Raw genomic sequence first — 23,617 nt, forward strand, 5'->3', positions numbered from 1 at the left:
CTAGCTCCCCAGTTTTCTGAATAAGGCATGACAAGAGGTACAGGTGGTGTTGATTTCATGCAAGCTATCCGGAATGGCGTCTATATGATTTTGCTCGGCCAGCTGCTGCAATTGGCGCATCTCTTCGCGCAGCTTGCCGGCCAGGGCCAGAAACGTGGTTTGTTCGGCCGCGTTTAACTGCAAACCGGGCATACGGGCAATCATGATCTCGACAGTAGCCGCCAAATCCCGCGCTGCTTCGCCGATTTGCCGTGAGTATTTGCGGCGCTCCACGTCTAGTTGCTGTTCGGTCATAAACCGCTCCTGCATCAGGCTGTTCATTCGGTCCATCAGTTCATGCAAGCGCTTGTCCCGCACCGCATGCAAGGCCGGCTGGCCGGTTTGGCTGCGCCCACCCTCCAAGTTCGCATACTGATTATTTTGGCTACAAGCGCTCAACATCAATAGTAGTGGGGCTAGATACAGGGTTTTCATGCGTTGCGCTCCGGTTCGATCAATCTGCAAGATGCGGCGCTCAGCCGCATCCTGGCCTGGTTTAAGTTTACCCGATTCCTGTAAGGATATTTTTTCAGCCGCCATCTAGGGTAGCGTTCGCAGTTTAGGTATCATGCTGCTTCCGTTCTTCCGACAGGATCCCGCCTATGTCACTTTTCGATTCGCTGTCCCAGCACACGGTACTGTTGCCGGATGAACTGCGGACTTTGGCCTCAGACTTTTGCACGCAGCTCGACGAAAAGCTTAGCCCGGAGCAACGCCACGTTTTCGATAACGAAGTATTTTCCGCGTCGGTGCTGAAAGTCTGTGTTTGCAGCCAATTTATCAGCGAAAGCTGGCTGCGCCATCCCGATTTGATTCCGGATCTTGTGACATCCACCGATCTATTCGCCCCGCTACGCCGCGCCGATTACGCCGCCGCATTGCAACAGAACGGCAATGCCGACGGTGAACCTGCCCTAGCCAGGCAATTACGCATATTCCGCCGCCGGGAGATGATCAGAATCGCCTGGCGCGATCTGGCCGGCTGGTCCGATCTTGACGAAACGCTGTCGGATTTAACCGCCTTGGCAGAGGCCTGCATTCAAACCGCGCTCGATTTTTTATACCGGCAGGCTTGCGCGCGCTGGGGCACACCCACGCTGGCCGACGGCACGCCGTTTAACATCGTGGTGCTGGGCATGGGCAAACTCGGCGCCTGGGAATTGAATTATTCCTCCGACATCGACCTGATTTTTGCTTACGCCGAAGACGGCGTCCTCACCGAGAAAAAGGAAATCAGCTACGGTGAATTCTTCACCCGTATCTGCCGTTCCTTGGTGAAAATGCTGGATGAAATTACCGTGGACGGTTTTGTATTCCGCACCGACGTGCGTTTGCGCCCGTTTGGCGACAGCGGCCCGTTGATCATGAATTTCGACGGCATGGAGCATTACTACCTGACCCAAGCTCGGGAATGGGAACGTTATGCGATGATCAAGGCCCGGCAAGTGGCGGGCGATTTCCATACCGGCAAACACCTGGCCGCATTAATCAAACCGTTTGTCTATCGCCGCTATCTGGATTACGGTGCGTTCGAGGAACTGCGCTCGTTAAAATTCCAAATAGCCCAGGAGCTAAAACGCCGCGACCGCGCCGATAATGTCAAACTCGGCCCCGGCGGCATCCGCGAGGTAGAGTTCATCGGCCAAGCCTTTCAATTGATCCGCGGCGGCCAGGACGTCGCCTTGCAGCAGCGTGAAATTCAGACCATCCTCAGCGTACTGGAAGAGTTGGGGTTGATGATGGTCGAGGATGTGGCGACCTTAAAATTTGCCTACCGGTTTTTACGGCGCGTGGAAAACCACATCCAGCAATACCAGGACAGACAAACCCACGACCTCCCCGCTAACCCGCTGGTACAACAAATTCTGGCCTATTCACTGGACTTTGAGGATTGGAGTGCTTTCAAAGCCGAACTGGACCAGGTCCGCGAATCGGTGCAGGATATTTTCGAGCAGGTGTTTTCACTCAGCGAACAGGACAACAAACAGCAAAGCGCGCGCTTGATCTGGACCAGCCCCGCGGACAACGAACTGGCGTTGGAAGCACTAGCCGACTATGGCTTTGCCGATCCGCTGAACATCCAAAAAGCCCTCGTCGATTTTAAAGAATCGCACGCGATTAAACGCATGACCAGCAAGGGGGCCGGGGTGTTGGACCGGTTAATGCCGCAACTGATAGAACAAGTGGCAAACAGCGAAAAAAGCGATGCGACCTTGCTGCGCATTCTGGATTTATTCGAAGCCGTAGCCGGCCGCAACGTCTATCTGGCCTTGCTGGCCGAAAATCCGGATGCGCTGAATCAGCTGATCAAACTGGCGGCCGCCAGCCCGTGGATTTGCGAATATCTGTCGCTATATCCGATTCTGTTCGACGAATTGCTGGATACCCGTTCGCTCTACGATCCTCTACAAAAACAAGCCCTGCGCGAAGACTTGCAACGCGAATTGGCCCGCGTCGATACCCAGGACAGCGAACAACTGATGATTGCGCTGCGCCAATTCAAGCATTTGAACGTGTTGCGGGTGGCCGCTGCCGACATCATGGGTGTGATACCGGTGATGATCGTCAGCGACTATCTGACCTGGACCGCCGAAGCCATCCTGGAGCAGGTATTACGCTGCGCCTGGCAAATGCTGGTCAGCAAACACGGTCACCCACCCGGCACCGGCGCCGATCCGCAAAACTTTGCGATTATCGCTTTCGGCAAATTCGGCGGTATCGAACTGGGTTACGGCTCGGATCTGGATTTGGTATTTTTATACGCCTGCGCCGACGGCGACGCGCAAACCAACGGCGAAAAGCCCATCAATTCCGGCCAGTTTTATTTACGCCTGGGCCAAAAAATCCGCCACATTCTGGATACCAAAATGCTGTCCGGCATCCTCTACGAAGCGGACTTACGCTTGCGGCCAAACGGTGACTCCGGCTTGCTGGTCACGCATATTGACCATTACGAAGCCTATTTAAAAAACGAAGCCTGGACCTGGGAACACCAAGCCTTGGTGCGCGGCCGTTTCGTGGCCGGCGACGAAAGTTTAAAACACAGCTACGAAGCCATCCGCGGCCGGATTTTAGCCTTACCGCGGGATCGCGAAGAACTGAAAACCCAGGTGCGGGAGATGCGTGAAAAAATGCGCGACAACCTGGCCCCCAAAGACCCGGCAATATTCGATCTAAAGCAAAGCCAGGGCGGCATCGCCGACATCGAGTTTATCGTCCAGTTCGGCGTTCTCGCAGAAACCGCGCAGCAGCCGAGTCTAGCGACTTACACGGACAACGTCCGCCTGTTGGAAGGTTTACAGCAGCACGGTTTTATCTCGCCAACCGATGCCGCCTTGCTAAAACAAGCCTATTGCGCCTACCGCGATTACGGCCATCATCAGGTACTGCAAGGTCTCAGCGCCACCGCGCACGGCGACGAGTTTCAAGAACTGCGCAAGGAAGTGGAGCGGATTTGGCAGCAGTTTATGCTCTGATACTGAGCTAAAAAATGTAGGCGGCGAATTCCTCGCCCTAAACTCTAAGACTTGGAGCAATTTATGAAAGTTTGCTTACTGCTGTGTTTGGCAGCGTTCTCGACCGCCCTGGCCGCCAACGGCAAACCCGGCAAGTTTGACGCTTATGTGCTGGCCTTATCCTGGTCGCCCACCTATTGCGAAGAACAGCCCAAAGACCGCGAACAGTGCGGCAAAAAACTGGGTTTGGTACTTCATGGCCTATGGCCGCAATACAACGTCGGCTATCCAAGCTTTTGCACCAAGGAAGCCTACGCGCCTAGCCAAGCTCAAGCGTTTCCAGAGCTTTATCCGTCCGAATTTCTATTCGAACACGAATGGGAAAAACACGGCACCTGCTCCGGCCTGACCCAAGCCGGCTATTTTCAATTATCGCAAGCACTGAAAAGCAAAGTCGCCATCCCGGCGGCCTACCAGCGGCCGCAAAAACCTTTCCGCACCACAGCGGACGGTTTGAAAAGCGCCTTTGCCGACGTCAACCCCTGGCTGAAAGAGCAAGCCATCGCACCGTTTTGCAGCGGCGGCGGGCGGTTTTTCAAGGAAATGTTCGTGTGTCTGGATAAGAGCGGCGCGACCGCTAGCTGCAACGCCGACGTGGTGAAAAGTGCGGCGAAATCTTGCGGGCAAAAGGATTTTTTGGTGCGAAACATTAAATAGCTGCGCTGGCTTACAGCGACTTCTTGACGCTTGCCAGACTCGCAACCGAAGGTTAACAGACCTAAACTTGTCATCCACTCTATCTAAACGGAGACGGCCATGCGTAGCGAGATCAATATCAGCCCCAACGGTTTGCAAGTCAGAGCGATCGCCGGTACCTACGTGGTGCTGCTGGCATTTACCTGCCCGAAAGCTTATTGCAGCGGCTTACTCGGCTTCGGCATCCGCCGCGAAGACCATGAAAACGGCGAAATCACTTGGCTACGCGGCTTAAAGCGCTTCGACCTGCCCGGCGACGACGGCTCCAGCGTCAGCAGCCGTCATCACCCGATCCAGAAATTTCATTGGGGTGACTACACCACCAAGCCTGGGCGCAGTTATACCTACACCGTCCATGCGCTGACCGGCAAACCGGGCGCGTTAAAGACTTTCGATTCGGTAGCCGTGCAAGTCAATTGCGAACAACCCACCGCCATCGGCAGCAAAGGTCATGCTGTGCATTTCAATCGTAGCGCGGCCGCCAGTCAGGCTTTTGCCTCTCGCTTTCCGCACTTGCCGGCAGGTGAAATCGTGGATCAGAACGCGCGCAGCTGGCTATCGCGCGGCCTGGAGGAGGCCCTGATCGCCTATATCGACGCAGCCCAAGCCAAACAGGGCTTACATTTATTTTTATACGAATTTGCCAAAGACGCATTTTTCCAGGCACTTAAACGCGCTAAGCAACGCAAGGTCAGGCTGGAGATTTTGTACGACGGCTTGCTGGACGCCAAAGGCGACGGCCCTTCACTCGACGCCGCGCTGCAGATCAAAAAATACGGTTTGAAAAGCGTCTGCAAAGCCCGCACCGGTGCCGGCTTGAATATCTCGCATAACAAATTTATGGTGCTGAGCAACGGCAAAGGCAAACCGGTGTCGGTGTGGACCGGTTCGACCAATTTCACCGATAGCGCGATTTACGGACAATCCAACGTCGGCCACGTGATCAACGATGCCATAGTGGCTAAACAATATTTCGATTGGCATCAAGCCGTCTGGAAAAATCCGAGTTTGCCGGGTGCCGATTCGCGGAAACTAGTGATGAGCTTAACCCAACCACCGGCCAGGACCGCGGCCGGTTCGCATTTGGTGCTAAGCCCGCGCCAATCCACCGAAGCCGTCAGCGCATGCGCGGAATGGGTAACGGCGAGCAAACGCCTAATCTGTTTTACCGCGCCGTTTGCCATGCACGACGACCTGGAAGCGGCCCTGGCCGCAGCGCCGGCTCACGTCTTGGGCTTGTTGAACACCCGCAATGTAGTCGGTAAAGCCTTGCACGACGCGCCCAATACCCAATTGGCAGCCAGTGCCGCCATAGATGAAAAATCCATTTTGGAGCAATGGCAAGGCCGACTATTGGCCGAATCCAAGCATCATTCCGGTGTGCATGTGCATACCAAAATCCTGCTAGTAGATCCGCTCTCCGACAATCCCTTGGTCGTCACCGGCTCGGCCAACTTCAGCACCAACTCATGCCGTTACAACGACGAAAACCAATTGTTCATCATCGGCGATACCGCGGTCGCCGACGTGTATTTGGGCGAGTTCATGCGCATGTTCGATCATTACTATTTCCGCGACTATGTCAGCTGGACTGCCAAGCAAAAGAAAACCGATCCCAAGGCCGGCTTTCTGGACGCTACCGACCAATGGGCTTCGCGCTTTTTCGACGGCGGCGAACGCGAGGCGGCGAGGTTGGCGTTTTTTTAGTTGAGTTAGGCAAGTCTTTAGCGAACCAATTGTTTGGATTAAGTGGCATTCAATGGGCCTCTTTATCCTGAATACAGACGGGCGGTCAATTCCAGGGATTCGGCCTTTCTGATTGTGGGATAATGGAAACGCCGCCTTTGAGGCGGCTTTTAGACCAAGAATGAAGAGGAATCGCCGGTGGCGACAGAGAAAGAGTTGTTGAAGAAGTTTTTAGACCCGCTGAAGGTATGCAAGCGGTACAAACCAAAGTTTGGACAGGGAAATAAAGAAGAAGGCGTATCCCTTCCGCAGTTTCTTGACTTGTACGGGGCCGACCCGTTCTATGCGTGGTGCGGCCTGAATTCTGAACTGATGTATGCAGCCCACAAAGCCGCAGGCGGTATGACCTCGGTGTACCGGCAAATCGGCAAGGGGTGCGAGAACCTTTTTCGTGAAATCATCATCGATGCCACGGGCTACACGGACAGGAACAGCGCCACATGGTCCTACAAGACTAAGACGAGCGCAGGGAAAGACAAAACACTCTCGCTTGATGGTCGCCTCCAATTCGATGACATTACGAACGCTGCGGTGAAGGCACGGGTGAACGAGTGGGTTGCCGAATACTGCCGAATTCTTGGTGCGAAGATCCCCGACCACGGCGCGGTGTTCGAGGTTCGTCAGGGGTACAAGAGCAAGGATAGTAAACGGCAGAACGGCGATATCGACAACATCGCCGTAGCTTGGGCACAAGGCTACATGCCCGTGTTTGCCATCTTCTCCGGTCAGATTGACGGTGATTTGGTCCTTCGCTATCAAAACAGCCGAGGTGGAGTTTTGGTCGGTCGTGCAGACGACGCATCGACCGCATCCCTGTTCGCCTTCTGCAAGGAGGTCTTGGGCTTTGATCTTGCCGACTTTTTCAAGCGCAACTCCCCCGCAATCCAGAAGGAAGTCCAAGAAGCGCTGGAAGCCTTGTTGAATGCTTGAAGTCACGCGCCATTCCGTTAAGCAACGCTCGGACCTCACGTTTAAGCATAACAAGTCGCTCGGTCGCCACGGCTGGCTCCGGCTTACTCCGGCCTACTCTGTAAAGCTGGTGAAGGAGATAATCGCCAGATTCCCCCCCAATATTGCGATTCTTGATCCGTTCTCCGGGACTGCGACCACGACACTTACGGCGGCGGAGCATGGCAACTCTGCGCTTTCATTCGACATCAATCCGTTCTTGATCTGGCTTGGCAATGTAAAGTGCCGGTCATACTCGTCTGATCACTTGGCCTTAGTGCAAGACGGTGCCCAACAGGCTATCGCTCGGGTTCCCGCCTTGATGAAGAAGGACAATTGGACCCCCCGCCTGTTCAACATCGAGCGCTGGTGGTCAGCCGATACACTCCAAGCTCTAGCGGCACTTCGGACAGGACTTGTCGAAGTGTTCGGTGAGCCGGAGAAAGATCGAGCGACCGGGCTGGCGTGGGTGGCCTTCTGTCGGTTGGTGATAGAGACTTCTGCAGCCGCCTTCAATCACGTGTCCATGTCATTCTCGTCGGAGACGATAGACCACGAAGTCGAGCATGTGACAGACCTGTATCTAGTCATTCTCGATGCCGTGCTTGCCTCTAGCGGTACCCAGCTACGCGGCCAGGGGGCGGTTGTTGCGGTGGATGCCCGCGCTATTCCAGAAATGGGGCGGCGCTTCAACCTTGTCGTCACCTCCCCCCCTTATCCGAATCGCATCAGCTATATTAGAGAACTTCGCCCATACATGTATTGGATGAAGTTTCTTGAAGAAGCCCGAGAAGCGGGTGAGATGGATTGGAAGGCGATAGGCGGCACTTGGGGGATCGCTACAAGTCGCCTAAATGAATGGGGACCAAATGGCAAAGTGCTCCCGGAGGTTCTAACTGATGCGGTTGGACGCATCGCAAAGAGCGACGGCAAGAATGCTCAGCTCATGGCGACCTATGTGCTCAAGTACTTCTATGACATGCACCTGCATTTATCGTCGCTACCAAACGTACTGGAGCCGGGTGCAGAGCTTCATTACATTGTCGGCAATTCCAGCTTCTTCGGAAACATGGTTGATACCCCAGCGATTCTGACTGCCTCCCTGCTGATGCTTGGGTACGAAAACACTGCTTCGATGATCATACGGAAGCGGAACTGCAACAAGGCGCTTTTCGAGTATGACGTTACTGCTCGTTGGCCGCGGTAATTACATTTAGGATCAACTTGAGAGTATTCCTCCAACTCAAATTGCCTATTCAATGACAGCGCGCTGCGAGATGCCGGCCACAATCAATCGATTGTATGACCGCGACCGGCGGCAAAGGCAGGGCCGTAGGGTGGGTAAGCGAAGCGCCATCCACCTATTTGCGTTCCCATGGTGGATGGCGCTTCGCTTATCCACCCTACAATTTTTATTATTTGAATGGCTGGTTTAAATTTTAAACCGACATTCAAGATAAATACACGAACTTCCGCCTTGGGTCGACTGCGTCTTCTTCCCTACTTAATTGACGCCAACCAAAATCCGATACCTCATCTTTACCAAGCTTTACCTTCCCAGTATTGCCAAGCCCGATACCAAAGCATAAACTCCCTGCAGACTTGGCGGGCGGCTTGAGCTAGCGTTCCGGCATCCCGCCAAGCCATATCCTGCTATCCGCTGTCGAAGCCATCGCCACTACTGCCGGTCGGGAAACTATCCGTCATCCTCAAGTAGACATACATTATTGCCATGCCGCAATCGCTCGATTCCTCCCCAAACCGCCGGCGTCTGCGCTGGCTTGTCCTGTTTTTACTGGTTATCGCAGCCGCATTTGGCGGCTGGTATTTTGCCAAGCAACCCAAACACGCAAACCAGGACAAAGCCGATAGCGTGGAAGTAACGCTGGGCGATCTGGAAGAAAACGTCACCGCCCAAGGCAAGCTAGAGCCCAAGGAATACGTGGATGTCGGCGCCCAAGTCACCGGCCAGCTGCAAAAGATTTACGTCAAGATCGGTGATAACGTCGAAGCCGGCCAATTGCTGGCGCAGATAGACCCACGCATTTACGCCGCTCGGGTCGCCGCCGACGAGGCCAATATCAAAAACTTGCAGGCGCAGTTGGCCGGCCAGCAGGCGCAAGTGGTGTTTGCCCAGCAGCAATACGACCGCAACCGCGAGCTGCTGAAAAGCCAGGGCGTCAGCGTCCAGGACTTTCAGAACAGCGAATTCACCTTGAAAAACGCCAAAGCCACCGCCGATGCACTGCAAGCCCAAATCGAACAAGTGCAATCGACCTTGAACGGCGACAAAACCAACCTGGGCTTTACCAAAATCTTTGCCTCGATGGCCGGCACCATGGTCGATCAGAAAGCCCGCGAAGGCCAAACTCTGAACGCCAACCAAACCACGCCGACCATTTTGCAACTGGCCAAACTGGATACGATGACAGTGCGCGCTCAAGTGGCCGAGGCCGACGTGATGCGCCTGCGCTCCGACATGCCAGTGTATTTCACCACGCTGGGTTCCGGCGAACGCCGCTGGCAAGGCACGGTGCGGCAGATTTTGCCGACGCCGGAAGTGATCAATAACGTGGTGCTTTACAACGTGCTGGTGGATGTCGATAACCGCGACCGGCAACTGATGACCGGCATGAGCACCCAGATGTTTTTCGTGTTGGGCAAGGCCGAGCAAGTGCCGCTGATTCCTGTGAACGCACTGGGCCCACGCCAACGCAAGGAAGATAAAGCCAGCGGCCATGCTTACCAAGTCAAAGTCCTTACCGAACAAGGCCCGCAAGACAAAGTCGTGCAAATTGGTTTAAGAACCCGGCGCTTTGCCCAAGTGCTGGATGGCCTGGCGGTCGGCGAAAAATTACAAATCAACGCCGGCATGGACGACAAGGCTAAGAATCGCAAAAGAGATCAGGGTTATCCCGGCGCCGGAGTGCCCAGATTATGAGCGCCCTGCCCCTACTGCAACTTGAACATATTCAACGCTTTTACCCCAACGGCGATGCCATCGTCCGCGCGCTGGACGATGTCTCGCTAAGCATCTGGCCCGGCGAATTTGTGGCCATCATCGGCCAGTCAGGTTCGGGAAAATCGACGTTGATGAACCTGATCGGCTGCCTGGATAAAGCCGATGTCGGCAGCTACCAAGTTCTGGGACAAAATGTCGCGGATTTAGACCCTGACCAACTGGCAGAGCTGCGCCGGGAAAGCTTTGGCTTTGTCTTCCAACGCTACAACCTGTTGAACACAGCAACCGCCGCCGAGAATGTGGAAATTCCGGCCTTGTACGCCGGTCTACCTAAAGCCGAACGCCAGCAACGCGCCTTGCAATTGCTCGGCAAACTCGGTTTGGCAGAACGCAGCGGTCACAAACCCATGCAACTGTCCGGCGGCCAACAGCAACGGGTTGCTATCGCCCGCGCCTTGATGAACGATCCACCGGTCATCCTGGCCGACGAACCTACCGGCGCGCTGGACAGCCAAAGCGGTACGGAAGTGATGGCCTTATTGAAAGCCTTGCATCAGGAAGGCCGCACCATTTTATTGATCACCCACGACGACAAAGTCGCCGCCCACGCCCAGCGCATCATTCATATCGCCGACGGCAAAATCGTCAGCGACGGCACCGCCAATCAAAGCGGACAGCGATTGGCCCCGCCCCAGCACCGCGGCATCGGCGCGGCTGGTTTGCTGGCCGAACTGGGCGAAGCCGCCAAAACCGCGCTGCGCTCCTTGCGGGCCAATCTGTTCCGCACGGCCTTAACCTTGCTGGGCATTGTGATCGGCGTCGCCGCCGTGGTGACGATGCTGGCGGTCGGCCAGGGCAGCCAGGAAAAAGTGCTGGATCAGATGCGGGCGATGGGCACCAACACCTTGTCGATTCGCCCCGGCCTGACCGGCTTTCGCGGCGGCGGCGACGTGGCGACACTCACTTTGGCCGACGCCGAGGCGATTGCCGAGCTGGATAATGTCGAATGGGCGTCGCCCGAGCGCAGCAGTCGCTTGACGGTGCGTTACGGCGCCGTCGATTACGCCACCAGCGTGCAAGGCGTCGCGCCGAGCATGCCGATGGTGCGCGACTGGCCGGTCGGTAGCGGCGACTTCTTCGACGAACGCGACCAGCGCCGCTATGCGCCGGTGATGGTGCTGGGCGAAACGGTGCGCAAACTGCTTTTTGTGGAAGGCGAAGACCCTATCGGCCGCTTTGTGATGATAGGCAATATTCCGTTTGAAGTGATCGGCGTGATGTCACCCAAAGGTGCCGATGCGATGGGCAGCGACCGCGACGACGGCGTATTTGTGCCGATCAGCACCGGTTTGATTCGGCTGTTTGGCCAAAAATATCTGGGCGGCATCACCGTCAAAGTCCGAGACTTGAACCAGATCGACGCCACCCAACAAGCCATCAGCGACTTGTTGATCGCCCGCCACCAGACCGAAGATTTTCGCATCCGCAACATGGCCTCCATCATCGAATCGGCCACCGAAACCCAGAATACCTTTACTTTGATGCTGGGCATCGTCGCGGCGATTTCCTTGCTGGTCGGCGGCATCGGCGTGATGAATATCATGTTGGTCAGCGTTACCGAGCGCACCCGCGAAATAGGCATCCGCATCGCCACCGGCGCCCGCCGCCGCGACATCCTGCTGCAATTCAATACCGAAGCGGCGGTGGTCTGCACCCTGGGCGGGCTGATGGGCGTGTTGCTGGGTTTTGCGGCCGGCTATGTCCTGAAGTACTTTGAGATGGCGGTATTGTTTTCTCCACTGCCCGCGATCCTGGCCTTCTCCTGCGCCTTCGGCACCGGCTTGCTGTTTGGTTATCTACCGGCCCGCAAGGCCGCTCATCTGGACCCGGTCGTGGCTTTGGCGGCGGAATGAATAAAATGGTTAACCTTGACTTCAGGGACTTTCTAACAGCTCAAAAAGACTCCTTCTCCCTTCAGCACCCGTGGGGCATAAAGGAGAAGGCTGGGATGAGGGAATCCAATCAACAGCTTACATCACCATGGCTTCCCGGTTTCGTGGGAATGAAGACCCATGGCGATTCGAGAATACGTTTGATCAAGCCTGTGCGTTTGCTATTGGCCGGCACGGTGCTATTGGCGACCGGCTGCAATCTATTGACCGACTACCAGCGCCCCGTCGTGGAAACGCCCGAACAATGGCGGGAGGCCGAACAATCCAACACTGCCGACGTCGATCCGCAATGGTGGCAGGCCTTTGCCAGCGAGCAATTGAACCGGCTGATGGCCGACGCGCTGGCCTATAACAACGACTTGAACGCCGCCCGCCAGCGGATCGAACAAGCCCGCGCGCAGGCCCGCATCGCCGGAGCCGGGCTCTGGCCGGCCGCGACCCTGAACGGCGATTTTACCGATACCCGCAACAACGCCAGCGACACGCAAAAAACCAGCGGTCAGCTGGACATTGCTTACGAAGTGGATTTATGGGGCGCCAATCGGGCCCGGCGCGATGCCGGCAGCGCCCGGCTGCTCAGCCAGGTGTTCGCCCGCGATGCCTTGCAATTGGTAGTGATGGCCGATGTCGGCCAAGCCTATTTCAATTTACTGGCCATCCAGGAGCGGCGGCAAATCGCCAGCGATTTTTTGAATACGGTCACCGCGATTTTGACCATCATCGAAGCCCGGCAGCGGGCCGGCGCCGCTTACGAACTGGAAGTGGCACAGCAGCGCACCGCCCAAGCCAACGCCCGCGCCAACCTCGATTTACTGACGCAACAGCAAACCCTGGCGGAAAACACCCTGGCCATTTTGCTGGGCCATCCGCCGCAACATCTGGTGCTGGAGCCGGCGCAATTCGCCGCGCTGAGCGTACCGGCCATCGCCGCCGAGCAACCGGCCACGCTGTTGCAACGTCGGCCCGACATCGGCCAGTTAGAGATGGAATTGATCGCCGCCAATGCCGACATCGCCGTGGCCCGCGCGGCGTTTTATCCCAAACTGCAACTCAGCCTGAGCAGCATATTATCCAACCCACAACCGGCCGGCGTCGCCGCCAACCTAGCCGCCGGCCTGACCCAGCCCTTATTTCAGGGCGGCCGCCTGGAAGGCGCCCTGGGCAATACCCTGGCAACCAATGCCGAATTAGTGGAAAACTACCGGAAAACCGTATTGACCGCCTTCAAGGAAGTAGAAGACGCGGCCACCACCTACGCCAACTCCAGCCGCCGCCTGCAAGCCCTGCAACACGCCGCCGCCCAAGCCAAACTGGCCTACGACATCTCGCAAAACCGCTACCGGCTCGGCGCCGTCGATTACCAAGCCCTGCTGAACGCGCAAAGCAGCTACCTGACCACTGAAAACAGCCGGGTACAAGCCAGACTGGACGTACTGGTCGCCCAGGTGCAAATGTATAAGGCGCTGGGGGGCGGTTGGGCGTTGAGTGGGCAGAATACCGATTTGTCCGATTTGGCGCCGGGGCCTTAGTCGAATTAGAATGCGGAGCAATGCCCGTTGGTTATTGCGCCATGCGGGGTCTTCGCTCCTCCTAATCCACATCTATGACAGAACAAACGTTGGAACACTTTTGGCAAGAATTTTTTGCCTTACCGCATATTTCTCCAGGAGGCCCGGACTCAATCTTTCGAGGCGTCACGGATTTGAACCACCAATTGATACCATCAATTGGTCGAAATACGAAGGAAAACACCTATGGAGACATAGAAACTCTCGAGGAAGACATACTCAATGAGTTCAAGAGATTGACAGTACCCCTCCTAAAAAATCCACCGAAATCAGAATTTGAATGGCTTTTTTTGGCACAGCATTATGGCCTACCAACCAGACTGCTTGATTGGTCATCAAACCCCCTTGTTGCTCTATTCTTCGCAACTGAGCGAAATGATAACAAAGATGGTTGCATCTATTACTTGAAGCACGCAGTCACTGATCAGTACGACCTCTTTGACTACAAAACAGTAACCTACACAAAAGAACAGGCAGCAACGCCTGTCGGCATCTTCTCCATTCAGCCGCACCAAGGGAACTTCATATTTGTAAGGCCAAGGTACACTGACGAGCGTTACATCAATCAAAAATCTGTCTTTTCCTGCCCCAAAGATCCATTCAATCCACTAAATATTTCTGACATAAAGACCATCACAATAAAAAGCTTCTGGAAACCTGAAATTAGGTGCCGCCTAAGAATGCTTGGCATATCGACGTCCTTCATTTACCCTGGCCTTGCTGGAATAGCTGCCGAAATAAAGTCTCACCAATTCAACCCCGTTGCCAACGGCCATATGCAAATCATGACGCTAAGGGCAGAACTAAAGCTGAGTTAATAAATGCAAGCTCGTAGGGCCCATTAGCGATAGCGTAATGCGCCGCATGTTTGAAGGCCAACATACAGATCGGCTCGGGATGACGGGATTGCGCCCGTCACCTCTGCCACACCACCGGACGTGCGGTTTTCCGCATCCGGCGGTTGAATCCAACAGCTCGTAGGGCGCATTAGCGATAGCGTAAGGCGCCATAACCAACAAGCATTGCGCGGTGTTTTAAAGCTACTCAAAGCCATGTAGCGTAAGTACCTCGTACCTTATTTGAACTTGAGCTCGTAGGGCGCATTAGCGATAGCGTAATGCGCCGCATGCTTGAAGGCCAACATACGCCGCAATACGGCTGCGCCTATTGACGCCCTACAATTGGACTTGTAACACGAAAACCGTAAGGCACCCTATCCAACGGGCATTGTGCCGTATTTTAAAGTTACTCAAAGTCATATAAATCTCCGTCAATTCCTGCCCAATCTAACGGATAGACGCCCTTTTCAACCCATCGGTGAAAAGTCGAGTATGGCCAGTCTTTTACTTGTTTTACCCAGCCATGTTTCACCGGGTTGTAATGTATATAATCCAAGTAGGCTTGAAAATCAGCTTCATCCCGTATCAGGTGCTCCCAATAACGCCGTTGCCATATTCCGCGTTCTCCGCGTCTAACTCGCACGTTCGATCTGCGTTCGGTTTTGGGTATGGCCTTAGAAAATCCAATTTTTATCAGCCGTATTCGCGTAGCGTAGTTGATGTCGTTTTCCGGTAACTCTATTAAACAATGCATGTGCTCCGGCAATACCACCCAACCGTGAATTTTGAACGGGTGCTTAGTTTTAACCGTATTGATTGATTCTCGTAGCAGGTGAATATGTTGTATCAACAGATCGTTACCATTCCTTTGTAACAAATTGATGGTAAAAAAATAGGTACCGCCGGGGTGCCAAATTCTTCGGTAATCCATTTTTTAATTTCAATAGGAAGTTGATTCAATGCGGCGCAATGCCCGTTGGTTATTGCGCCCTACGTTGGACGCCCCAACATTTGCCGCCAGGCCGCATGCGCCTGAATAGTTGCCAAGGCTGCTTCCAACAAACCGGCACCCGGCTCGGTGCGATGCCAGGTGGAGGCACCGGAGGGATGCGGCAGCGGGATGACGTCGGTGTCGTGGCCGTGAAAATTCAGGCGGTGCAAACCGCCGATGACCTCGCTGAGCTTATCCACCTCCAGCATTTGCTGAATCGCCAGTTTGCCGACCGGGATGATTAGCTTGGGTTGCAACAGCTCGACTTCCGCCTGCAACCACGACGCGCATTGCTGGATTTCCTGCGGATTGGGTACGCGGTCGCCACCTTTGGGATTTTTCCCCGGGAAGCAGCGGCACACCGCCGCCATATAAACCCGCTCCCGAAATGTGGCTTCGTCCAGGCCGATCTGGGCAAACCATTTGAACATCGTCTTACCCGCCGTCCAGGCAAACGGCTTGCCCAGCACGCCTTCTTTATCGCCGGGTGCCTGACCGATTAGCAACACCGGCGACAATACCGGCTTGCCGCTGACCACCGGGCGGATCATGGCCGGGCAGCGAGTACAGGCCAGCAGCGCTTGACGGTGTTGTTGTAGCAAATGCTGTTGGTCGCTCATGATTGTCGGAATAAAAAAATTAAAAACATCCCTCACCCTAACCCTCTCCTTTATGCCCTGCGGGTACGGAGGGAGAGGGGGACTTTTCGATCATTTCGCTCAAAGCGCCAGCTCGATGCCGACCGGGCAATGATCCGAACCAAAGACGTCCGGCATGATGAACGCATCGCTAATTTGCCCAAGCAGCGCCTGGCTGGTCAGCACGTAATCGATCCGCCAACCGATGTTCTTTTCGCGGGCATTGGCGCGGTAGCTCCACCAGCTGTAAGCCACGGTATCGGGATGCAGATGGCGGAAACTGTCGATCAAACCGGCTTCGACAAAATGACTGAAGCCGTCGATCTCGACTTGGGTATAGCCGGCGGATTTGTTGTAGTTGGCTTTGGGGCGGGCGATGTCGATGGCTTGATGGGCGACATTGAAATCGCCGCAGGCTATCAGCGGCTTTTGGTGTTGCAGCTTTTGCATGTAGGCCAAAAAATCTCTGTCCCAAGTCTGCCGATAATCCAGTCTCGCCAAACCGTCGCCGGAGTTAGGCACGTAGACATTTAACAAATAAAATTTTTCGAATTCGGCGACGATGATCCGGCCTTCCTGGTCGTGCTCAGCGATGCCCATGTCGTGCACCACTTGCAGCGGCGGCTGCCGGCTTAATATCGCCACACCGGAATACCCCTTGCGTTCCGCCGAGTTGGAGTACAGGTGATAGCCGTGTATATTTTCCAAAGCCTTGCTGACTTGCTCGTCTTGGGCCTTGGTTTCTTGCAACAACACGCAGTCGGCGTCGAGCTGGCTAAGCGTATCGGCAAAACCTTTATCTTGCACGGCACGGATGCCGTTGACGTTCCAGGAGATGATTTTCATGAGGGGTTCCATTGGGATAGACCGAATTGACTGGGTATTTTACCGGCTTGCGCGCCGCAGCGGGGACGCAAGATGAACAACTGGCGCCGGCGTAAACCCTGGTCGGCCGCTGACAGCATACCGGCAGAACACCGACTGCAAGCTACTTTAAGCTGGCCGCACCTGATCGCGCTGGGCGTGGGGGCGATTGTCGGCACCGGCATTCTGACCTTGATCGGCGTCGGCGCGGCCAAGGCCGGGCCGGGGGTGATCCTGGCGTTTGTGATTGCCGGGGCGATATGCGCCTGCGCGGCCTTGGCTTATGCGGAGATGGCCACACAGATGCCGGCCGCCGGCGGCGCTTACACCTATGCCTATATCGTGATCGGCGAATGGGCCGCCTGGTTGGTGGGCTGGAGTTTGATTTTGGAATATTCGCTGGTGGTTAGTGCGGTGGCAGTCGGTTGGTCCGGTTACGCGGCGCCACTGCTGCAGGAAGGCTTGGGCATACCGATGCAGTGGATGCAAGGCCCGGAATTGGGCGGGCTGATCAACCTGCCGGCAATTTTCATCATCCTGGCTGTCACCATGCTTTTGCTGATCGGCACAAAGGAAAGCGCCAGCGTCAATGCCTTGTTAGTAGTGGTAAAGCTCACCGCCCTACTGCTGTTTATCGCAGTGGTGTTGCCGCTGTTTAAAACCGAGCATTTCCAACCTTTTATACCGTTTGGTTTCATTAAAACCCCGGGCGCGGACGGCGTCGAGCGTGGGGTAATGGCTGCGGCGGCCATCATCTTTTTTGCCTTCTACGGCTTCGATGCGATTGCCACGGCTGCGGAGGAAACCCGTAACCCCGACCGCGATTTGGCGCTGGGTATCGTCGGCTCGATGCTGATCTGCGTGGCCATTTACGTCGTGGTGGCGGTGGCAGCACTGGGCGCTTTGGATTATAGGCGCTTCGCCGACAGCCCGGAGCCCCTGGCGCTGATTTTGCGCGAGTTGGGCAAACCTAACGCGGCACGCTGGCTGGCGGCATCGGCGGTGATCGCTTTGCCAACGGTCGTGCTGGCGTTTTTTTACGGACAGAGCCGGATTTTCTTTGCGATGGCCCGTGACGGCTTGCTGCCGCGCGGCTTGGCCAAAGTGTCGCCACGCGGTACGCCGGTGCGCACCAGTGTGTTTACCGCCGTGATCGTCAGTATCATCGCCGGCGTGTCTCCGCTGGCGGACATCGCCGCACTGGCCAATGCCGGCACGCTGCTGGCATTCTGTGTCGTGGCGGTTTGCATGTTGTTGCTCAGGCATCAACAGCCGGAAATGCCGCGGAAATTCTCGGCACCGTTTGTCTGGATCACCGGACCGGTGGCGATATTGGGCTGCCTGTATCTGTTTATCAGCCTGCCGAGCACTACGCAGCTGTATTTTCTGATCTGGAACCTGATCGGCTTTGCGGTTTATGGCCTGTACCGTTTGCGGCAGCCCGCGCCCCACGGCTGACGGGCCGGGTTTGGCTGCATTACATTTTCAGCTTACCGAGTTGCGCCTCGAATTCTTCCAGCGACATCGCCCCGCTCTTACCCACCCGCTGATGGCCGGCATCGAAGAAATAGGTTCTGGGTAATTCGCCATACCAGGCCGGGTCGATCTCGTAACGCAGTTTTTCCGGATTATCGGAGGCGAAAGCCCAATTCTCCAGCCCGCCGAGTTTATGGCTGTCGATGATACGTTTGATCTCCGGCAAGGCTTCCGCGTCGTCGGTGGCTAGCATGACGATTTTCAAAGCCGGATGTTTCTCGTGCAGCTTACCCAGTATGTCCATGTCCTTCAGGCAGGATGGGCAATCCACCGACCAGATTGCCAGCATTAACGGCTTGTTGGCGTTTACCGCCAAAATCTGTTGATAGCTGCCGGGAGTGAAGGGTTTTATTTCGGGCTGTTCCGCCAAAACCACGCTACAGCCAATGAGATTTAAAGCTAGACCAACCAGAATGGTTCTTGTGTTCATAGTATCCTTATTAAATTAGCTGCCAGGGCCGAATTTGCCATCAAAAAACTAAGCACCTTAGCGCCAGTCCAGACGACATTCAAGCCCAAACGGAAGAGATGACAATAAAGTTGCTGTGGTCCATGTTCAACTCAGGCGATGTAGTCATTTAACATAGTTTATTACTTTGCTTTTACCTACCGGCTGCTTTAACGAATGGTTGAATCTTTTTAAGCCACGCAATCTTGTGCAAACCAATACGCCTATCAAATTATTGAACTATCCGACATTTTTTTAAAAATCTCGCTTGTTTAAAAGTTTATGTCTCAGACATAGCATCTTGGAATAGCAAGGCGTATCGCCCAAAAAAACCTAAAAAATCAGTTAAATAACACAGTTTATTAAAAATAAAACACGACTATTAATTATTTATCAATAAAATCAAAGCCATTTAATCTTGGCCCCAATCTTGCCGGAAATTCGGAATATTTTTTATCCGGAAAACCTGTTAGCTATCAGCATGATCCAGCTCGGAAAATCGCTCAAATTGAGTAGATCAGAAGGCTAAAACAAACTTAGCAATAATCCAGAAATAATAATTACAACCGAGATCAAACGTGAAAAATCAACCAGAAACACTTGATAAATCAGCGTCTTATAGATTGCCGATGCGTTCTTTATTGTCTACTGCTGTTCTGCTGGCTATTACCAGCAATGTCGCCATCGCTGAAACACAGAAGAAAAGTACAGGCGACGCCACGAAACATACGGCAAAAAATGCAGAAGCTTCCAAGCCAACGGACCAGCCCACTGCGAACAATAGTCAAACAGCATCAAAACAAGTGTCGTCGGAAACGCCGGCTGCGGGCGCTAGCACCAAAGACGAAGTGATGGAAGAAATGGTGATCACCGGTGAAGTGGCGAAAGACTCGCATTTCACCTCTCCATCAACCCGCCTATCACGCGCCGAAATTGAACGGCAAAATGCCCAAACCACCGAAGAAGCGGTCAAGTATCAACCGAGCTTGCAGATACGCCAGCGCTATATCGGCGACCCGAATGGCGTGTTAGGCATCCGCGGGGCCGATATGTTCTCGACGGCCAGAAACATGGTGTATGCCGATGGCTTACCGCTACACAATCAATTGCAGGCTTCTTTTAACGGTGCGCCGCGCTGGTCGATGGTGGGCCCAAACGAAATCGACGCGGTTGACGTGGTTTACGGTCCTTTCTCCGCGGAATACAGCGGCAACTCCATCGGCGGGGTAGTGAACCTTAAAACCCACATGCCAATGAAAGAAGAGTACTACGCGGAAACCAGCTACTTTGTGCAGCCTTGGGAGAATATTGGCGCGGATGGCGGCACCTTTGACGGCAACCGGCAATATTTTTCGTACGGCAATCGTTTGGATAAGTGGTCTGCGCTGCTTTCCTACAACCGCTTGGAAGCGGAAAGCCAGCCTATGAGTTACTTCATCGATAATACAGGTTTGCGCAATCCTACCGGCGTAACGACCGCAGTCAATGGCGCGGTGCCGATTCTGGACACCCGCGGCACGCCCAGTTATATCTACGGCGACACTGGCCCCGAATTAATCAATACCGATCTGGTTAAACTCAAAGTGGGATACGACATCACGCCGGATTTGCAGGCCATCTTTACCGGCGCGTTCGAGGAACGTACCCGCAAATCCGAAAAACCGCGCAATTATCTGACCTCTGCAAACGGCAATGCCTATTACGGCGATAACAATACCAATTCTCGCGATGCCGTTTACGCGGGAAGAGCATTCAACGTTTTGAACAGCGGCTTCGGGCCGTCCGATGACGAACGACAAACCATGCAAATCGGCATGCAGGTAAAAGGGGCGATTACCGACACCTGGGATATAGACACCACGTTCAGCTACTTGGATGTAATCAAAGACGAGCGCAGAACCGCTTTTTTTAATCCTGACGATCCGCGCAACCAAAACACCGGCCAACTGCAAGTGTTTGACGATTTCAATTGGAAAAACTACGACTTGAAACTGAGCACCCGAGAGTTTTTAGGCTGGAAACCCTTGGAGTTTTTAGGCGGTTACCACTTCGACAACTACAACATGAACTTCAAACAGTTCTCCTATAACAGCTATTCGGCCGATCAGATAGGCTCAGAAACCATAGGACGGCGTAACCAAGGTGAAGTCACTACCAATGCGATGTTCGGTCAGTTCGCCTATCACTTTGCGCCCGATTGGGATTTGACCTTGGGCGCACGTTACGAATGGTGGCTGGCGTCCAGTGGCGTGGGCTCTAACCGTGCATTGTCAGATCGTAGCGACGATGCCATCTCCCCGAAAGCATCGTTGGGATTTGAGCCGTCCAATTGGAAATTCCGTTATTCGTTTGGTCGCGCCTACCGCTTCCCGGTCATCGCAGAGCTGTATCAAAACCTCCAGTCGCCGACGAGCATAACCACGGCAAACGAGAATTTAAAGGCCGAGGACGGCTGGCATCATAACTTTATGATCGAATACGGACTGGACAACGGTTACGTGCGGGTCAATGTGTTCCGCGACGACATCCGCAACACTATCCAGCAAGTTAGGCGCGCCACCGGCATCTTGACTGAAAATGCCTTCCAAAACATTCCCGCTACCAGCACTACCGGCGTGGAACTGGTGTATGACCAAGCTCGCGTCCTCGACTCTGACCTTGATCTGAATTTCAACGCCACCTGGATGAACGCTATTGTGGAAGACGGCGGGCCGGACATTAACTTTCAAGAAGCGAACGGATCACTTACCCGCTTTAACCTGACCGGCAAAGAACGTATCCGTTTGCCGGAATGGCGTTTTAATGCGCTGGCGACCTATCATGTGAACGAAGCGCTGGATGTCTCGATGGCGGGCCGGTATACCAGCGACTCTTACAACGATATTGATAACAAAGACCACGTCAACAATGTGTTCGGCTCGCAGGACGGTTTTTTCTTCCTGGACTTTAAAACCAGCTACCGCTTTAAGTACGATTTGCTCGGTAAACCTGCAAAAAGCCGCATCTCATTCGGTATCAACAACCTGACGGACAAAACGGCTTATGTGTTCCATCCTTATCCACAAAGAACGTTCTTCCTTGAGGGCGCAATAAGTTTCTAAGTTCTAAGAATTTTTTAACCCGGCCTCTACACATCGTTGCTCCCGCAAAAGCGGGAGCGCAGCAGCTGCACGAAACTCCTGAGCCGTCTAACGGCTTCCACCTTCCAGGAAATTTAAGAGCCGGGTTAATAATCACCCAATCTGCAAGGCCATGGCGCTAGCACCAAGCCAAGCAAAATCCGCCCCAACCTCTTTACAACCCATTTGATTTTGCGGATCCTATCCCCACAGTATCCGACCTAGAAAACACCCCATGACATCAAACCATCGCGTGCCCGCTACCAGTCGCGCCCGCCGCCGCTTTTTAAAACTGGCGGCTACCGGCTTGGCCACCGCCAGCATGCCGGCGTCTGCACTGTTTCGCTTAACTAATCCCTGTCTCAATCCAGCCGGGACGCCGGCATCAGCCCTAGAAACCGCCGCTTGGCAAGGCATCGATCCGGCAGACTGGTGGGATTGCCACACCCACATCATCGGCTCCGGCGACGGCGGTAGCGGCATTACGCAAACGCCGGATATGCATGCCCCGCTCAAGCACCCGGTGCAAACCCTGCAACACTGGGCTTACGCCAACGCAGCTTGCATCCCTGACACGGACCAAGACACTGCCTTCGTCAAACGCTTACAAGCCCTGATGGACAACATGCCCAAAGGCTCGAAGGCCATGCTCTATGCGTTTGACCGTGCCCATGGCGCCAGCGGCGACCCGGATCATGCGAATACCGCATTTTTTGTCCCCAACGAGTACGCTCAGCGTTTGGCGCAAGCCTATCCGCAGCGCTTCGAATGGGTAGCCAGCATTCATCCTTATCGCCCCGATTGCGTGACGGTACTGGAACAAGCCGCCGCCAACGGTGCCCGCGCCGTGAAATGGCTGCCGCCGGCAATGGGCATAGACCCTGCTTCGCCGCAATGCGACCGGTTTTATAAAGCGGCGGCCCAATTGAACATACCGATCATTACCCACGGCGGCGAAGAGAACGCCTTGCACGGTGCCGACCAGCCTTTGTTCGGCAATCCGCTGCGTTTGCGGCGGGCGCTCGATGCCGGCGTCCGGGTGGTGATTGCCCATTGCGCGACATTGGGCAAGGATGTGGATGAAGACGGCCGGGAAGTGCGAAGTTTTGATTTGTTTGCCAAGTTGATGGCGGATAAACAGTGGCAGGACCTGCTATACGGTGACATTTCGGCGATTGTGTTACGCAACCGCGATATGGGCGTAATCAAAACCCTGCTGACGGAAACCAGCTGGCATAGCCGCTTGCTGTACGGTTCGGATTACCCGTTGACCGGCATTTTGCCGATGATCTCGCCGTCGGCTTTTGCCGATGCCGGCTTGCTGCCGGGCGATGCCGTCGAACCGTTGCTGGCTCTACAGGAATACCATCCATTTCGCTTCGATTTTGTGTTGAAACGCAGTTTGTCGTGGCAGGGTAAGCGTTTTGCCGACGGTGTATTTGCGACTCGGCCGTTTTTTACGGGCCAACAACGTTAGAGTTAAAAGACTACCGCTACGCCAAAGCGCATGCTAGCATTGATAGCACCACCCCTTGGAGTTAGCTATGCCCAGCCTTGTTGTTAGAAATCTTGATGAAACGCTGGTTAAGGCTTTGAAAGCCAGAGCTGCCGCCCACCATCGTTCCACAGAAGCAGAACATCGCGCCATCCTGGCGGAGGTTTTGACCGGGCCGCAACGGAAATCTTTTACGGAAGCGCTTGCCGCCATGCCCAATGTCGGTTCGGATACTGACTTTCTGCGTGTAGATACCTAGAG

At 54.6% G+C, this 23,617-nt stretch carries 18 protein-coding genes; 13 read left to right on the forward strand and 5 right to left on the reverse strand.

What is annotated here, in order from left to right; genetic code table 11:
• On the reverse strand, window positions 1-579 hold the full coding sequence (locus tag ACMXD4_RS18235) for a cytochrome c (protein ID WP_415879020.1): 579 nt from the start codon (window positions 577-579) through the stop codon (window positions 1-3).
• Window positions 580-641: 62 nt separating this feature from the next.
• Between ACMXD4_RS18235 and glnE the strand changes: the two genes are divergently transcribed.
• From glnE to ACMXD4_RS18280, 9 genes are all read left to right on the forward strand, one after another.
• On the forward strand, window positions 642-3,515 hold the full coding sequence (gene glnE / locus ACMXD4_RS18240) for a bifunctional [glutamate--ammonia ligase]-adenylyl-L-tyrosine phosphorylase/[glutamate--ammonia-ligase] adenylyltransferase (RefSeq protein ID WP_415879021.1): 2,874 nt from the start codon (window positions 642-644) through the stop codon (window positions 3,513-3,515).
• A gap of 63 nt (window positions 3,516-3,578) precedes the next feature.
• The gene (locus ACMXD4_RS18245) at window positions 3,579-4,211 is read left to right on the forward strand and encodes a ribonuclease T2 family protein (RefSeq protein ID WP_415879022.1); all 633 of its coding nucleotides are present in this window, start codon (window positions 3,579-3,581) and stop codon (window positions 4,209-4,211) included.
• A gap of 99 nt (window positions 4,212-4,310) precedes the next feature.
• Window positions 4,311-5,957 (forward strand): phospholipase D-like domain-containing protein, encoded by a 1,647-nt coding sequence (locus ACMXD4_RS18250; RefSeq protein WP_415879023.1) that lies wholly within the window; start codon window positions 4,311-4,313, stop codon window positions 5,955-5,957.
• 177 nt (window positions 5,958-6,134) lie between these two features.
• Window positions 6,135-6,926 (forward strand): hypothetical protein, encoded by a 792-nt coding sequence (locus tag ACMXD4_RS18255; RefSeq protein ID WP_033158377.1) that lies wholly within the window; start codon window positions 6,135-6,137, stop codon window positions 6,924-6,926.
• The gene (locus ACMXD4_RS18260; RefSeq protein ID WP_171694347.1) at window positions 6,919-8,151 is read left to right on the forward strand and encodes a DNA adenine methylase; all 1,233 of its coding nucleotides are present in this window, start codon (window positions 6,919-6,921) and stop codon (window positions 8,149-8,151) included. Before ACMXD4_RS18255 ends, ACMXD4_RS18260 begins: the two co-directional genes overlap by 8 nt.
• 525 nt (window positions 8,152-8,676) lie before the next feature.
• Entirely contained in the window at window positions 8,677-9,885 is a 1,209-nt protein-coding gene (locus tag ACMXD4_RS18265; protein ID WP_253734362.1) for an efflux RND transporter periplasmic adaptor subunit, read from the forward strand.
• Window positions 9,882-11,819 carry a MacB family efflux pump subunit gene (locus ACMXD4_RS18270; RefSeq protein ID WP_171694346.1) on the forward strand — a complete coding sequence of 646 codons (1,938 nt, stop codon included), beginning with the start codon at window positions 9,882-9,884 and terminating at the stop codon, window positions 11,817-11,819. The genes ACMXD4_RS18265 and ACMXD4_RS18270 overlap by 4 nt, the downstream gene beginning before the upstream one ends.
• A gap of 149 nt (window positions 11,820-11,968) precedes the next feature.
• Window positions 11,969-13,387, forward strand: coding sequence for an efflux transporter outer membrane subunit (locus ACMXD4_RS18275; protein ID WP_415879024.1), 1,419 nt, complete (start codon window positions 11,969-11,971; stop codon window positions 13,385-13,387).
• A gap of 74 nt (window positions 13,388-13,461) precedes the next feature.
• Entirely contained in the window at window positions 13,462-14,244 is a 783-nt protein-coding gene (locus ACMXD4_RS18280) for an FRG domain-containing protein (protein ID WP_415879025.1), read from the forward strand.
• 427 nt (window positions 14,245-14,671) lie between these two features.
• Here the strand turns inward: ACMXD4_RS18280 and ACMXD4_RS18285 are convergent, their stop codons facing one another.
• The 3 genes from ACMXD4_RS18285 to ACMXD4_RS18295 all read right to left on the reverse strand — a co-directional run bounded on the left by ACMXD4_RS18285 (window position 14,672) and on the right by ACMXD4_RS18295 (window position 16,740).
• On the reverse strand, window positions 14,672-15,196 hold the full coding sequence (locus ACMXD4_RS18285) for an REP-associated tyrosine transposase (RefSeq protein ID WP_415879026.1): 525 nt from the start codon (window positions 15,194-15,196) through the stop codon (window positions 14,672-14,674).
• Between the two features lie 59 nt (window positions 15,197-15,255).
• Window positions 15,256-15,876: a uracil-DNA glycosylase family protein gene (locus ACMXD4_RS18290; protein ID WP_415879027.1), complete on the reverse strand. Its 621-nt coding sequence runs from the start codon at window positions 15,874-15,876 to the stop codon at window positions 15,256-15,258.
• A gap of 99 nt (window positions 15,877-15,975) precedes the next feature.
• Window positions 15,976-16,740: an exodeoxyribonuclease III gene (locus tag ACMXD4_RS18295; protein WP_415879028.1), complete on the reverse strand. Its 765-nt coding sequence runs from the start codon at window positions 16,738-16,740 to the stop codon at window positions 15,976-15,978.
• Window positions 16,741-16,812: 72 nt separating this feature from the next.
• Between ACMXD4_RS18295 and ACMXD4_RS18300 the strand changes: the two genes are divergently transcribed.
• The gene (locus tag ACMXD4_RS18300) at window positions 16,813-18,216 is read left to right on the forward strand and encodes an amino acid permease (protein ID WP_415879029.1); all 1,404 of its coding nucleotides are present in this window, start codon (window positions 16,813-16,815) and stop codon (window positions 18,214-18,216) included.
• Between the two features lie 19 nt (window positions 18,217-18,235).
• Here the strand turns inward: ACMXD4_RS18300 and ACMXD4_RS18305 are convergent, their stop codons facing one another.
• Window positions 18,236-18,724 carry a TlpA family protein disulfide reductase gene (locus ACMXD4_RS18305; protein WP_033158370.1) on the reverse strand — a complete coding sequence of 163 codons (489 nt, stop codon included), beginning with the start codon at window positions 18,722-18,724 and terminating at the stop codon, window positions 18,236-18,238.
• Between the two features lie 596 nt (window positions 18,725-19,320).
• On the opposite strand from ACMXD4_RS18305, the gene ACMXD4_RS18310 reads away from it, so the two are divergent.
• From ACMXD4_RS18310 to ACMXD4_RS18320, 3 genes are all read left to right on the forward strand, one after another.
• A complete protein-coding gene (locus ACMXD4_RS18310; protein ID WP_415879030.1) occupies window positions 19,321-21,843 on the forward strand; it encodes a TonB-dependent receptor in 2,523 nt (840 codons plus the stop codon).
• Between the two features lie 253 nt (window positions 21,844-22,096).
• Window positions 22,097-23,338 carry an amidohydrolase family protein gene (locus tag ACMXD4_RS18315; protein WP_415879031.1) on the forward strand — a complete coding sequence of 414 codons (1,242 nt, stop codon included), beginning with the start codon at window positions 22,097-22,099 and terminating at the stop codon, window positions 23,336-23,338.
• A 67-nt stretch (window positions 23,339-23,405) separates the two neighbouring features.
• On the forward strand, window positions 23,406-23,615 hold the full coding sequence (locus ACMXD4_RS18320; protein ID WP_171694338.1) for a FitA-like ribbon-helix-helix domain-containing protein: 210 nt from the start codon (window positions 23,406-23,408) through the stop codon (window positions 23,613-23,615).
• The last annotated feature ends 2 nt before the right edge of the window (window positions 23,616-23,617 follow it).

Source organism: Methylomonas sp. TEB (assembly GCF_047777895.1).
In the GTDB taxonomy this organism is placed as follows: domain Bacteria; phylum Pseudomonadota; class Gammaproteobacteria; order Methylococcales; family Methylomonadaceae; genus Methylomonas.

Bases quoted from the DNA above. Each gene is read 5' to 3' on its own strand.
- ACMXD4_RS18235 (WP_415879020.1), bottom strand. From the start codon at position 579: ATGGCGGCTGAAAAAATATCCTTACAGGAATCGGGTAAACTTAAACCA.
- glnE (WP_415879021.1), top strand. From the start codon at position 642: ATGTCACTTTTCGATTCGCTGTCCCAGCACACGGTACTGTTGCCGGAT.
- ACMXD4_RS18245 (WP_415879022.1), top strand. From the start codon at position 3,579: ATGAAAGTTTGCTTACTGCTGTGTTTGGCAGCGTTCTCGACCGCCCTG.
- ACMXD4_RS18250 (WP_415879023.1), top strand. From the start codon at position 4,311: ATGCGTAGCGAGATCAATATCAGCCCCAACGGTTTGCAAGTCAGAGCG.
- ACMXD4_RS18260 (WP_171694347.1), top strand. From the start codon at position 6,919: ATGCTTGAAGTCACGCGCCATTCCGTTAAGCAACGCTCGGACCTCACG.
- ACMXD4_RS18265 (WP_253734362.1), top strand. From the start codon at position 8,677: ATGCCGCAATCGCTCGATTCCTCCCCAAACCGCCGGCGTCTGCGCTGG.
- ACMXD4_RS18270 (WP_171694346.1), top strand. From the start codon at position 9,882: ATGAGCGCCCTGCCCCTACTGCAACTTGAACATATTCAACGCTTTTAC.
- ACMXD4_RS18275 (WP_415879024.1), top strand. From the start codon at position 11,969: ATGAAGACCCATGGCGATTCGAGAATACGTTTGATCAAGCCTGTGCGT.
- ACMXD4_RS18280 (WP_415879025.1), top strand. From the start codon at position 13,462: ATGACAGAACAAACGTTGGAACACTTTTGGCAAGAATTTTTTGCCTTA.
- ACMXD4_RS18285 (WP_415879026.1), bottom strand. From the start codon at position 15,196: ATGGATTACCGAAGAATTTGGCACCCCGGCGGTACCTATTTTTTTACC.
- ACMXD4_RS18290 (WP_415879027.1), bottom strand. From the start codon at position 15,876: ATGAGCGACCAACAGCATTTGCTACAACAACACCGTCAAGCGCTGCTG.
- ACMXD4_RS18295 (WP_415879028.1), bottom strand. From the start codon at position 16,740: ATGAAAATCATCTCCTGGAACGTCAACGGCATCCGTGCCGTGCAAGAT.
- ACMXD4_RS18300 (WP_415879029.1), top strand. From the start codon at position 16,813: ATGAACAACTGGCGCCGGCGTAAACCCTGGTCGGCCGCTGACAGCATA.
- ACMXD4_RS18305 (WP_033158370.1), bottom strand. From the start codon at position 18,724: ATGAACACAAGAACCATTCTGGTTGGTCTAGCTTTAAATCTCATTGGC.
- ACMXD4_RS18315 (WP_415879031.1), top strand. From the start codon at position 22,097: ATGACATCAAACCATCGCGTGCCCGCTACCAGTCGCGCCCGCCGCCGC.
- ACMXD4_RS18320 (WP_171694338.1), top strand. From the start codon at position 23,406: ATGCCCAGCCTTGTTGTTAGAAATCTTGATGAAACGCTGGTTAAGGCT.